Below are 12,410 nucleotides of genomic sequence, written 5' to 3'. Positions count from 1 at the left end.
GCTACGCCTCCGCCTCGTCGGCGAACAGCCGGCGGCCGGTGAGCCGCACGAACACGTCCTCGAGCGTCGGCTTGCCGAACGTGATGCTGTGGACGTCGTCCGGAAAGGCGTTCACCAGATCGCGTACCAGCTCGTGGCCGTGCGCGTGCTCCAGGCGCAACGTGCCGTCGACGCGCACGCCCTCGAGGCCGAAGCGCGCCCGCACCTTGTCGCGGAGCGCGTCGACGTCGGTCGGCTGCACGACGACGACGTCGCCGCCGACGGCGGCCGTCAGCGCCGTCGGCGTGTCGAGGGCGACCAGCCGGCCCCGATCGATGACGCCGACCCGATCGCAGCGCTCGGCCTCCTCGAGGTAGTGCGTCGTGATCACGACGGTCATGCCGTCCTCGTCCCGCAGGCGGCGCAGGTACTGCAGCAGGTCGCGGCGCGCGCCCGGATCGAGGCCGGTGCTGGGCTCGTCGAGGAGCAGCACCGACGGGCGCGGCAGGAGCCCCTTCGCGAGCTCGCAGCGGCGGGCGAGACCGCCCGAGAGCCGATCCACCAGCTCACCGCGCCGCTCGGTCAGTCCAAAGCGATCGAGCAGCGTTTCGATGCGTTGTGCGAGGTCGTGGCCGCGCATGCCGTAGAGGTGACCCTGGTGGCGGAGGTTCTCCTCGACCGTGAGCTTGCCGTCGACGCTCGGGTGCTGGAAGACGACGCCGATGTGTCGGCGCACCTCCTGCGGATGGGTACGGACGTCGTGGCCGAGCACGCGCGCCGTGCCGTTGCTCGGCGGCAGGATCGTGGCGAGGATGCGGAAAAGCGTGCTCTTGCCCCCGCCGTTCGGCCCCAGGAGCGCGAACAGCTCGCCGCGCCGCACCTCGAAGCTGACGCCGGCGAGGGCCTCTCGCTCGCCGTAGCTGCGGCGAAGCCCCTCCACCTGGATGGCGGCGGTCGTCAGGGCGCCCGCCTGCTGCGCCGCTCCGCCGACTCGTCCGCCGCCGTCACGAAGTGGTCGATCCCCAGCCACAGGCTCCTGGAATAGCGAAAGAACACGACTGGGACCAGCACGGCGAGCGAGAACGCGACGGCGAGCTGCGCCCACACGGGGAGGCCGAACAGCACGTCGAGGAGAATGGCCCCGCCGAGGGACAGGACCGCCGTGAGCGCGTAGTTCACGTAGATGGCGCCGACGAAGTAGCCCTGCTCGCGCTCGAAGCGCAGCTCGCAGCGCGGGCACGCCTCGCGCATCGCGAACCACCCCGAGAAGATCTCGCCCTGCCCGCAGCGCGGGCAGCGAAGCAGGAGGGCGCGCCGGAGCGTCTCCGGGATCGACACCCGGGTCGGGAGATGACGCGTCGCCACCAGCGGACCGTACCAGGCACGGCGCGTGCGGTCGATCAGGCGCCGGCGACGAGCGCGACGGTCCGGCGCGCGTTCGTGTGCTGATCGTGCTGGCGCTCGACCAGCGCGCGCGCCGCCACCCCGAGACGGGCGCGCAGCGCGGCATCGCTCGCCAGCCGCGCGATCGCGTCGGCCAGCGCCGGTGGATCGTCGGGAGGAACGAGGAGTCCGGTCTCGCCGTCCCGCACGAGCTCCGGGATTCCGGAGACGGCGCAGCTGACGACCGGGCGGCCCGTGGCCATCGCCTCCATGAAGACGGTGGGGATCCCGTCCATGTCGCCGTGCCGATCGCGGCGGCACGGCAGCACGAAGGCGTGGCAGGCGCGCATCTGGCGCGCGATCTCCTCCTGCGGCACCGCCCCGCCGAAGCGCACCGCGGCGCCGAGCCCGAGGCGCTCGGCCTGCGCGACGAGCGCTCCTCGCAGCGGGCCGTCGCCGAAGACGGCCAGCTCGACGGCGACCCGCCGATCGCGCAGCAGCGCACAGGCCGACAGGAGCGTGTCGATGCCCTTCTTCTCGCACAGGCGCGCGACCGCCAGCAGGCGCAACGGCTCACGTTCGGGCGACGGCGGCTCGGCACGGAAGAGCTCCATCGGGATCCCCACGTACGCCACCTGCACCCGGTCGGCGGCATCGGGCGGCAGATGCGCGCGCATGAGGCGCGCTCCGTACTCGCTGACCGCGACGGCGCGCGCGGCGTGCCGGAGCTTCCAGCCGAGCGTCTCGTTCCGCTGCTGCGACGTCGTCGAGTAGATGTCGTAGGCGTGGGCCGTGAACGAGAACGGAATCCCCGCGACCTCGCCGGCGATCGCCGCGCAGTCCGCCATCTGGTTCGCGAAGTGGGCGTGGATGTGCTCGACGCCGAGGCGCGAGAGTCGCCACGCCGCCGAGAGCGCCTTCGGCGTCACGGCGAAGAGCTTCGCGTGGGCCCACGGGTTGAGGCCCGCCGCACGGTGCAGGCCGCCCAGCGTCCGCACGGTGCGCACGGGATGGATGAGCGCGACCCACAGCGCGAGGAGAAGGCTCACGGGGTCGACCAGGGCCGGCGGCAGGACGTGCGCGGGACGCAGCCGGGCGAACGTGGCGTGCGGGACCGCCTCCGCCGGACGGCTGTAGAGCGCCACGATCGTCAGCTCGTGTCCCGCGTCCTGCACTTCCACCATCTCGTTCACGACGAACGGTTGCGACGGCAGCGGCGGATACGCGGGGATCACGTAGGCGATGCGCACGTCGTCCGCCTCACGCCGCGCGCCGGACCGGCGCGCCCGCGCCGGCCGCCCGCAGCAGCTCGTCGTAGGCCGCGCTCGTGTCGCGCACCATGGCCTCGACCGTGAATCCGGCCTCGATCCGCCGCCGGGCGGCGACCGCCATCGCGCGCGCCCGCTCCGGATCCGCGAGCACGGCCGTCGTGGCGGAGGCCACGGCTTCGACGTCGCGCGCCGGCACGACGTAGCCGGTCTCGCCCGACGCGACCAGCTCGCGCGCGCCGCCCACGTCGGTCGCGACCGCCACGGCTCCCGTCGCCATCGCCTCGATCACGACGTTCGGGAGGCCCTCGTAGAGCGAGGTCAGCGTGCACACGTCGCAGCCCGCGAGCAGCGCCGGGACGTCGTGCCGGACGCCGGTGAAGCGCACGCGCTCGGCGATCCCGAGCCCGCGCGCCACGCCCTCGAGGTCGGCGCGCAGCCCCCCCTCGCCGACGACCAGGAAGTCGACGTCCGGGAAGCGCGCCGCGACGCGGGCGGCGGCGGCGAGGAACGTCGGATAGTCCTTCTGCGCCTCCAGCCGGCCCACCTGCACCACCAGCCGGCGCACCGGGTCGAAGCCGAGCGCCGCGCGGGCAACGCGCCGGTCGGGATCGAACGCGGGCAGCCGGCCGAGATCGATGCCGTTGTGGATCACCTGCATCTTGCGGCGCGGGAGCCGGCCGTGGTCCACCAGCTCGCCGACGATCGCCTGCGAGTTCACGAGGTAGCGATCGGTGACGACATCGAGCGCACGCTCGAAGACGATCTGCCAGGCCGGGCGCCGTACGACGTTTCGCTCGGCGGTGATGACGACCGGAATCCGGAGCCCGACCGATGCCAGGCGTCCGTATGCGTTGCCGGACCAGAGCACGGTATGCAGGATCTGCGGGGCGAACTCCGCGAGACCGCGTCGCAGCGTCAGGAGGCGCGAGAGATCCGCCGAGCGCACGTGGCGAAGCTCCCGCACGTCGACGCCGAGCTCGCGCAGCCGGGCCGCCCAGTATCCGCCGGTCGCGAGCGCGAACACGCGCGGCAGATAGCGGCGGCGATCGAGGCCGCGCACGAGCTCGTAGAGCTGGTACTCGGCGCCGCCCGTGCCGAGCTCGCCGATGACGTACGCGATGCGGACCGGGTCGCCCGCCACGCGCCTCAGCCCTGCTTCTCGAGCGCCCCCTTGAGCGCCCGCAGCGCCTGGAGGTCCGACGCCATGCGGACGAGGGTCTCGATCAGTCCCTGCGCCTGGTCGAGCGCCCACTGGATCTCCTGTGCGCTGACGGCGTCCAGGGCGCGCTTCAACTGCTCGTAGAGCCCCAGGAGATCGGGGACGTCGCGCACGCCGGCCTGCGAGAGCCGCCGGCCGAGCTCGCTGTAGTAGCGCCAGAGCTCGTCTGCTTCGCGGTGGATGTCGACGCTCATGTCCGTCCCCCCACGGCGCGCCGCGCGCGCTCTGCTAGGCGGCCGCTCCGGTGCCGAAGCGCTGAACGAAGTAGGTGCAGGTGCGGTGCATCCCCTCCGCGAAGTCGACCGTCGGCTTGTAGCCGAGCAGGCGCTCCGCCTTGGAGATGTCCGCGAGGGTGTGCTTCACGTCGCCCGCCCGCGCGGCGACGTGCTTGCGCTCGAGGGTGCGGCCGAGGAAGCGTCCGATCTCGTCGGCGATGTCGATGAGCGAGTGCCGGGTGTTGCACGCGATGTTGAACACCTCGCCCGAGACGCCCGCGGCGGGCGCCTGCATGGCGCGGAGGTTCCCCTGCACGACGTTGTCGATGTACGTGAAGTCGCGCGACTGGAGGCCGTCGCCGTGGACTTCGAGGGGCTCGCGCTTGAGCGCCTGCTCGAGGAAACGCGGGATCACCGCGGAGTAGATAGACTCCGGGTTCTGGCGCGGCCCGAAGACGTTGAAGTAGCGCAGGCTCACCGTCTCGAGGCCGTACAGCCGCGCGAAGGTGCGGCAGTAGTTCTCGGCCCCGAGCTTCGAGACGGCGTACGGCGAGATGGGATTGGTCGGCAGCGTCTCGACCTTCGGCAGCGCCGGGTCGTCGCCATAGACCGACGAGGACGACGCGTACACGACGCGCCCAACCTTCGCCTCGCGACACGCCATGAGGAGGTTCAGCGTGCCGGTGATGTTGACCTCGTTCGAGCTGGTGGGGTCGTCGACCGAGCGCGGCACCGAGCGCAACGCGGCCTCGTGGAAGACGCCGTCGACGCCTGCGACGGCGCGCCGGACCGCGACCGGGTCGCGCAGGTCGCCCTCGATCAGCTCGACGCGACCCGCGGCCTCGAGGTTCTCGCGGCGGCCGGTCACGAAGTTGTCGAACACACGGACGCGATCGCCTCGCTTCACGAGCGCTTCCGCGATGTTCGATCCGATGAAGCCCGCGCCGCCGGTGACGAGGTATACCTTTTCCTGGCTCACCCGCCGGACTCTATGCAAGGCCGACGTGAGCCGCAAGCTCAGACGGTTTGCCGAGGAGCATGGTGAGTGGCACGCTGCCGTCTCGTGCGCGCGCTCCGCTTCGCCGTCGCCCTGCTCCTGCTGTGCGCTTGGCGGGGAACGGCCGCGCCGCTCCGGGTACCGCTCGCGATCGCCGAGCCGGCCGGCGTCGCGCGCAAGGCCGAGCCGGTGACCGTCGGCGTGCCGCTGCCCGCGGGGCGCGTGCGCACGACCGCCGGCCTCTGGATCGCGGACCCGAGCGACCATCCGGCGCTCTCGCAGACGCACATCCTCGAGCGTTGGCCCGATGGATCGATACGCTGGCTCCTGCTGGACTTCCTCGCCAGTGCCGGCGCGGACGAGACCGTCACCTACACGCTGCGGGACGGTGGCGGGAAGGCCGCCGCCTTCCCCGACGCCGTGCGGACGGCCCGGACCGCGACCGACATCGTCCTCACGAGCGGGCCGCTCGAGCTCACCGTCCCGCGCGACGCGACCGCCACGCTTCGCTCGGCTCGCCTGAAGGGCCGTCCGGCGCTGGGCGAAGTGCCCGTCCCCGACCCGGCGGTCGCCGAGCAATCCCCCGGCGCTCTGCGTGACCTGCGTTCCGGCATCGAGACCGAGGGTCCGGTGCGCACGGAGGTCCTCCTGCAGGGCCGCTACCCGAGCGACCTCACCTTCGAGCTCCGCATCGCCGCCTTCGCGGGCCAACCGTGGGTCCGCGTGCAGCTCACGCTGACGAGCTTCTCGTCGCGCTCCTACAGCCGCATCACGTCGTTCCCGTTCACCGTTCGCGGGCGCTTTGCGAGCGGCGCCGTCGGCGTCGGCGGGGGCGCGCGGCGCTTCGAGGACCTGAAGGAGGCACACACGCTCGCACAGTGGGACGCGGGCGCGCCGGCGCTCGACGGCACCCCGCTCGCGCAGCAGGCCGACGGATGGCTGCGCGCCGCCGGCGACGGCGTGGCGGTGACGCTCGTCCGTCGCTACCTGCGCGAGGAGTGGCCGCAGGCGCTTCGTGTCGGCCCGGGAGAGCTGACGGTCGATCTCCTCGCCGGACACGGCGACGAGACGGTGGACCTCGGCATCGGCGCCGCCAAGACCTTCGACCTCTGGATCGCGATCGAGGATCCCGCGCACGCCGCCGACCCCGCCGCACTCGCAACCCGGCTGCAGCATCCGCTGGTCGCGCGGCCGGATGCCGCCTGGATCGTCGCGTCGCGCGCGCTCCCGAACGCGCTCGCCGCCGCCTCGCCGGGCGCCGCGAGTTTCTTCTCCCGCCTCCAGATCGGGATCGGTCGCTACCTCGCCCGCGGCCGCGCCGAGCGATGGGACGACGGGCCGCCCGTGCCGTGCGATCAGCGCACGAGCGAGCGCGAACGCGTCGGGACCTACGGCGCGCTCAACTGGGGCGACTGGAACTTTCCCGGCTATCGCGATCGGAGCGAGGGATGCGACGCCTGGGGCAACCTCGAATACGACCTGACCCAGGTCCTGGGCCTCGCCTGGGCGGGAACCGGAGCGCGCGAGGACTGGGACGCGTTCATCGCCGCCGGGCGCCACTATCGCGACGTCGACATCATCCACTTCGCGCCCGGCCACGAAGACGTGGTCGGCATCAACCACCCGCACAAGGTGAAGCACTTCGCCGTCGAATCGCCGAACACGATCGACCTCGGCCACACGTGGCTCGAAGGGCTCGTGACGCACTATCGGCTCACGGGCGAGGTGCGCTCGCTCGACGCCGCGCGCGGCATCGCGGACGTGCTCGTGCGGCGCCGCTACAAGGCCGGCAACCCGCGCCAGTTCGGCTGGCCCATGATCGCGCTCGCGGCCGCCTACGACGCCACGGGCGACGGGCGCTACCGCGATGCCGCGAAGAGCTATGCCGACACGGCGCTCGGCGCCCACCAGGCGACCCCGGCGGCCGGCGACTGGAAGATGGGCATCCTCGCCGACGGGCTCGCGGCGGTGCACGCGATCACGGGCGAGCCACGGATCCGCGACTGGCTCGTACGGTACGCCGACGCGCTGGTCGCCGAGGCGTCGCGCTTCGAAGATCCGCGCTACGCGCTGCCCCTCGGCTACCTCGCCGTGCTCACGAAGAACGCGTCCTATCGGCGGCTCGGGCTCGCCACGGTCGACCGGATGGAGATCGGCGACTGGGGCAAGACCCTCGCCATCTCGGGGCGGTGCGGATTCCGCATCCTGGGCCCGCTCGCGGTCGAGCCCGCGCCGGCGCCTACACCCGCCCGCGCCGCTCCTCCTCGGGGGTCGGCATCCGGACGGCGACCACGGTGACGGTGGCCAAGAGGGCCTGACCCGCGAACGGCGGGTTGAAGTCGGCGCGCACCGCCCCGCCGGCGATCTCGACGACGCGGAAGCGCAGCGGCTTTCCGTCCGGGCTCTTCAACCGGTACTCCTCGCCGACCACCAGCTCGAGGTCCGGCGGCAGGAGATCGCGCGGGATCGTCCGCACCAGCTCGTCGTGGCCGACGCCGTATGCCTCCTCGGGCGGGATGCGGAGCTCGCGCGTCTCGCCCGGCCGCATGCCGATGATGCGATCCTCGAGCGCCGCAAAGAGCTGCCCCGCGCCGACCATGATCGCGATCGGACCGCAGTGCCCCGTCGAGTCGAGCAGGCGCCCGTTCTCCAGGTGGACGGTGTACTCGACCGTCACCACGCGGTCGGGAGCGACGGTGAGGTCGTCGCTCACGCCGTCAACTCCCGGATGAGATCCGCGACGCGCTCGGGTGGCCCGCTCGACCCGCCCTTGGTCACGACGGCGAGTCCCGCGCGTGCGCCGCTCGCGACGTGGCCGCGCACGCACAGCGGCGCCGGTGCGGCGTCGACCGCGAGCCATCGAACACCCATCGCCACCAGCGTGCGGAAGGCGGTCTCGCCGCCGACGAGCACGAGCCCCGCCGGAAGCGCCGCGGCGAGCGCCATCTCCGCCGCCGCGGCGACCGGGAGCACGGCGCCGGGTTTCGCGCGCTCGTTGGGCGTCACGAGCGCGACGTTGCCGCCCGTCGCGATCGCGGCCGCAGCCGCCGTCGCCGCGCCGGACACGTCCGCGTCCTTGGCCACCACGATCACACGGAGCCAGGCCAGCGCCTCGGCACGCGCGAGCTGGACGCGCGCCACGGGGTGTGCGCTGCCGACGACCACGAGCACGCCACCCTTCCCGGGCGCGGGCGTGCGGTTGCCGGGCGCTGCGCCCTCCGCCGGCGCGCCGAGCACTCGACGAAGCGCGTGGGCGAGGCCGGTCGAACCCGCGAGCACGAGCGGCCGTGCGCGTGCCGCCAGCACCTGCAGCGTCCGTTCGAGATCCTGCTCGGTCTCGGCGTCGCACACGACGACCTGGGTGCCCTCGGCCCGCAGGCGGTCGACGGCCGCCGCCACCGCGCCCCGGCGCACGTGGGTCAACTCGAGGATGCCCGTGCGGCGGCGGCTCGTCACCTCGATCGCCGCGCCGACCCGCGCGTCGCGCACCGGGTTCTCGGGATCGGTCGCGAAGGCCGTCTGATCGACCGGCACGCCGTCGATGCGCTGGATTCCGCCGACCGTCGTCCGCCCAGTGTCGGGGATCGCCGGGAGCACGAACGCTTCGGCGGCGCCGACGGCTTCGATGGCGGCGTCGAGCTCGGCCCCGAGCGAGCCGCGCAGCCCCGTGTCGATCTTCTTGACGAGGATGCCCTTCCACGGCCGCGGCAGCGTCCGCAGCACGCTCGTCACGGCCTTGGCGGCGCGCGGTGCGGGCAGCGCGCGGCTCTGCGTGTTGCGAACGTGAAGCCCGGGCACGGGCGGGCGCACCGGGTCGCCGGTCCCCACGTCGACCAGGACGGACTCGGGCCACGGCAGCAGCGCGGCGCCGACATCGCACGCCCCGGTCAGATCGTCGGCGATGACGCAGAGGGGCTCCATGCCCCGTCAGTACTCCAGCAGCACCGCGCGCGCAGGCGCGCCGTCGAGGTCGGGGAACTTGAGCGGCAGGCACACGAGATAGTAGCGGCCCGGCGCGACCCGGCGCAGATCGAGTCCTTCGATGACGAAGATCCCCGCCCCGAGGAGGCGATGGTGCACCGGGAAGTCCGGGCTGCCGAACTCCTCGATCGAGAGGTAGTCCATGCCGACCGCGCGCACGCCGCGCTCGACCATCAGATCGGCGGCATCGCGCGTGATGAACGTGAAGTCGCGCTGGAAGCTCGGCGCGCTCCAGCGCGCCGAGTTGTCGGTGAGGCAGACGAGGATGTCGCCGCGTTCGAGCGGCACGCCCGCGAGCGACGCCGCGTCGACGGCGCGCCGCCCCCGCAGATCGGCCACCAGACACGGGCCCACCATGCGATCGAGCGGGACCTCGCCGAGGCGCGGGCCGTCGGCCAGGAAGTGGTACGGGGCGTCGACGTGCGTGCCCGTGTGGCTCCCCATGCCGAGGAGCGAGAGGTTGCACGGGTCGCCGTTCGCGATCCGGCGCACCGGCTCGACGCGCGGCTCGGGATCGCCCGGATACACGTGCTGGCCGGGCCCGTTCGGCACCGACACGTCGATCACGCGGCGCGGGCTCGTCATGCGATCCTCAGGCCGCCTTGCGCCCGTACGCCGCGGCGAGACCGCGCTCGCCCGAGCCTGCTTTGCCACGCGCGACCTCCGCCGCCACCCGGATCGCTTCGAGCAGGTTCACGTGGTCGGCGACGTTCTTGCCGGCGATGTCGAACGCCGTGCCATGTCCGGTGGACGTCCGGATGAGTGGCAGGCCGATGAGGAGCGTCACGACGCGCCCGAAGCCCACCAGCTTGACCGCCATGAGACCCTGATCGTGATAGAGCGCGATGGTCATGTCGTAGACGCCGTCGCGCGACTTCAAGAAGACCGTATCGGCAGGGAACGGGCCCTGCGCGTCGATGCCGCGCGAGCGCGCCGCCTCGATGGCGGGCGCCACGTGGTCGACCTCCTCGAGCCCGAACACGCCGGCCTCGCCGGCGTGGGGGTTGAGGCCCGCCACGGCGATCTTCGGCTTCGCGATCCCCATGTCGCGCAGCGCCGCATCCGCCAGCACGATGCGGTCGAGCATCCGCTCCTTGGTGACGTAGTCGCACACCGCGCGCAGCGCCATGTGATTCGTGAACAGCATGAGGCGCATCTTGTCGACGACCATCACCATCGCCGGCCGGCTGTGCGTCAGCTCGCCCAGGATCTCCGTCTGTCCCTCGTACGGATGGCCCGCCTCGTGCATGGCTTCCTTGTTGAGGGGCGCCGACACCATGGCGTCGATCGCGCCCGAGAGGCACATCGCGCCGGCATCCTTCGTGTAGCGCACGGCCGCGTCGCCGAAGCTGGGCTTCACCTCGCCCCAGCGGTGGAGGCCCATGTCGATGTTCGCGTAGTCGATCACCTCGATCGTGCCGGGCGTGCCCTGCGCGTCGGCGGGGCCCGCGATGCGCCGGATGGGCAGCCGCACGGCGGTTGCGTCCATCGCTTTCTCGAGCACGCGGGCATCGCCGAGCACGAGCGGGACGCACCACTCGGTCGCGCGCGGGTCGGCGAGCGACTTCACGGTGATCTCGGGGCCGATGCCGGCGGCGTCGCCCATCGTGATGCCGACGCGGGGTCGTTGGGTCATGGTCGTACTCCCGTGACGGGTGCGTGGGCCGGCCGCACGCCGGCCCGGCTGACCACCCGGTGATAGACGGCTTCGAGCCGATCGAGCACGTTCTCCCACGCGCGCGTGTCCTCGACGCTGGCGCGCGCGGCGCGTCCGAGGCGGGCGCGACCTTCGGGGTCGGCGAGCAGCGCGACGACGGCGCGCGCGAACGCGTCCGCGTCCCCGTCGGGGACGACGCGTCCCGTGACGCCGTCGACGAGCCCCTTGGCCGAGCCTGCCGAGGCGACGATCGCCTTTCCTTCGGCCATGTAGTTGAGGAGCTTCATCGGGAAGCCGGAGCGCTCGGTGCGGGGACAGACCGCGACGGCCGCCCGCCCGAGTCGCGCCCGGACCTCATCGTAGGACGCCGCGTGGACGATCTCCACCCCGCTCTCGGCCACCCCCGACGCGAGGCGTGCCGCGCCGGCCTGCGCGTCCGCATGGGTCACGAGGACCAGGCGGGCGCGCGGCTCCGCCGCCCGCACCTGGCGGAAGGCGCCCAGCAGGAACTCGAGGTTCTGGTAGCCGTCGAGGTTGCCGGCGTAGCACACCAGCGGCTCCTCGCCGGGACGGGCCGCCATGGGCCGTAGCTCGCCTGGAACGGCGACCGGCTCGATGCACGCGAGCGCCTCCTCGCGCACGCCTACCTGCCGGAGCCGCGCGCCGAGCTCGTCGGTGACGGCGATGCAGAAGTCGGCACGCCGCGGGACGTGTGCGTCGAGTGCACGGCCGATCCGTGCGGCCAGCCGCCGCATTTGCGGCGAGCGGGCGTACGTCGGCAGCTCGTCGGCCAGGGCGCTGTGGCCGTGATAGACGACTGGGCGGCCCGTGAGACGTCCGGCGGCGAGTCCCGCGATCGCCGCCTCGTAGTTGTGCGCGTGGACGACGTCGATGCCGTCGCGCCACACGATCCACGCGAGCCGCGCGACGAGGGCGGCGTCGAGGACGATGCGTGCCGGATGCACGCCCGGTCGATGCGCGAGCCACGTGCCGTAGGTGACGAGCCGGACCTCGTGGCCGCGGCTGCGCAGGCCGTCGGCCACGTGCCCCACGAGCACCTGCGACCCGCGGAAGGCCGGATACGGGCCGGCGACGACGAGCGCGACCCGCATCAGCGCGCCGCCTCCACGTAGCCGAGCGCCGCCAGGCGATCGGCCACCTCGCGGGCAGCAGCGGCGTCGTAGGGCGCCCGCTCACCCGTCGGCGGCGGCACCGTGTCCTCCTCGTACAAGGGCGTTCGCACGAGGGCGGCCGTCCGGACCGTGCCGTCGAGGCCGTGCGGGATCGGAACGCCGGCTGCGGCGAGCAGCGTCGGCACGGCGTCGGTGACGTGACACCGCGCGAGGGCGCCCGCGCGGACGCCGTCCCCCGCGAGCACGAAGAGCCCGTCGGGCCGATGGGCGCCGTTCATGCCCGCGCCCTTCCCCGCGCCGTGCCCGCGGCGATCGAGGGTCCGAATCGCGGGCCCCGCGCCGCCGCTGCGCAGACACGAGGGGCTGTAGCCCTCGACGAGCGCGAGATCGACGAGGACGTCGGGCGCCCGGTCGACGAACGGGCCGGAGAGGATTTCCTCCCGACGCCACGCGCGCGCCACGACCGGCCTGCCGTCGTCGTATCGCCAGCTCGTGAGCGCCGAGAGCACGTCGTCGCGCACGCGTTCGTAGTCGCCGCGAGCGACCGTGCCCTCCGGCTCGCGGCCGCGGACGTT

Annotated in this window: 13 protein-coding genes; 1 reads left to right on the top strand and 12 read right to left on the bottom strand. The window is 73.1% G+C overall.

Features of this window, described 5'->3' with window-relative positions; translation table 11 throughout:
• Position 1: 1 nt before the first annotated feature.
• Genes VMS22_07505 through VMS22_07480 form a run of 6 tightly spaced genes read right to left on the bottom strand, consistent with a single transcriptional unit; the run spans position 2 to position 5,046 of the window.
• Positions 2-1,009: an ABC transporter ATP-binding protein gene (locus VMS22_07505; GenBank protein ID HXJ33874.1), complete on the bottom strand. Its 1,008-nt coding sequence runs from the start codon at positions 1,007-1,009 to the stop codon at positions 2-4.
• On the bottom strand, positions 937-1,344 hold the full coding sequence (locus VMS22_07500) for a DUF983 domain-containing protein (GenBank protein HXJ33873.1): 408 nt from the start codon (positions 1,342-1,344) through the stop codon (positions 937-939). The genes VMS22_07505 and VMS22_07500 overlap by 73 nt, the downstream gene beginning before the upstream one ends.
• 35 nt (positions 1,345-1,379) lie before the next feature.
• Positions 1,380-2,612, bottom strand: coding sequence for a glycosyltransferase (locus VMS22_07495; GenBank protein HXJ33872.1), 1,233 nt, complete (start codon positions 2,610-2,612; stop codon positions 1,380-1,382).
• Positions 2,613-2,622: 10 nt separating this feature from the next.
• The gene (locus VMS22_07490) at positions 2,623-3,774 is read right to left on the bottom strand and encodes a glycosyltransferase (protein ID HXJ33871.1); all 1,152 of its coding nucleotides are present in this window, start codon (positions 3,772-3,774) and stop codon (positions 2,623-2,625) included.
• A 5-nt stretch (positions 3,775-3,779) separates the two neighbouring features.
• On the bottom strand, positions 3,780-4,046 hold the full coding sequence (locus VMS22_07485) for a hypothetical protein (protein ID HXJ33870.1): 267 nt from the start codon (positions 4,044-4,046) through the stop codon (positions 3,780-3,782).
• A 34-nt stretch (positions 4,047-4,080) separates the two neighbouring features.
• Complete coding sequence (locus tag VMS22_07480; GenBank protein ID HXJ33869.1) at positions 4,081-5,046, bottom strand: SDR family oxidoreductase; 966 nt, start codon at positions 5,044-5,046, stop codon at positions 4,081-4,083.
• Between the two features lie 66 nt (positions 5,047-5,112).
• On the opposite strand from VMS22_07480, the gene VMS22_07475 reads away from it, so the two are divergent.
• Complete coding sequence (locus VMS22_07475; GenBank protein HXJ33868.1) at positions 5,113-7,362, top strand: hypothetical protein; 2,250 nt, start codon at positions 5,113-5,115, stop codon at positions 7,360-7,362.
• Here VMS22_07475 and VMS22_07470 read toward each other — a convergent pair.
• The 6 genes from VMS22_07470 to VMS22_07445 all read right to left on the bottom strand — a co-directional run.
• Complete coding sequence (locus VMS22_07470) at positions 7,304-7,777, bottom strand: peptidylprolyl isomerase (protein ID HXJ33867.1); 474 nt, start codon at positions 7,775-7,777, stop codon at positions 7,304-7,306. The genes VMS22_07475 and VMS22_07470 overlap by 59 nt on opposite strands.
• The gene (locus VMS22_07465; GenBank protein HXJ33866.1) at positions 7,774-8,985 is read right to left on the bottom strand and encodes a four-carbon acid sugar kinase family protein; all 1,212 of its coding nucleotides are present in this window, start codon (positions 8,983-8,985) and stop codon (positions 7,774-7,776) included. The genes VMS22_07470 and VMS22_07465 overlap by 4 nt, the downstream gene beginning before the upstream one ends.
• 6 nt (positions 8,986-8,991) lie before the next feature.
• Positions 8,992-9,630: a cyclase family protein gene (locus VMS22_07460; protein HXJ33865.1), complete on the bottom strand. Its 639-nt coding sequence runs from the start codon at positions 9,628-9,630 to the stop codon at positions 8,992-8,994.
• 7 nt (positions 9,631-9,637) lie between these two features.
• On the bottom strand, positions 9,638-10,681 hold the full coding sequence (pdxA, locus tag VMS22_07455) for a 4-hydroxythreonine-4-phosphate dehydrogenase PdxA (GenBank protein HXJ33864.1): 1,044 nt from the start codon (positions 10,679-10,681) through the stop codon (positions 9,638-9,640).
• Positions 10,678-11,814, bottom strand: a complete 1,137-nt coding sequence (locus VMS22_07450) for a glycosyltransferase family 4 protein (GenBank protein HXJ33863.1) — start codon at positions 11,812-11,814, stop codon at positions 10,678-10,680. The genes pdxA and VMS22_07450 overlap by 4 nt, the downstream gene beginning before the upstream one ends.
• The coding region (locus tag VMS22_07445; GenBank protein ID HXJ33862.1) for a hypothetical protein at positions 11,814-12,410 on the bottom strand (597 nt) is incomplete at its 5' end. The genes VMS22_07450 and VMS22_07445, both read right to left, overlap by 1 nt.

The organism is Candidatus Eisenbacteria bacterium (genome assembly GCA_035577985.1).
Lineage (GTDB): Bacteria > Desulfobacterota > Binatia > DP-6 > DP-6 > DATJZY01.
This window is presented reverse-complemented; position numbering and strand designations above follow the sequence as displayed.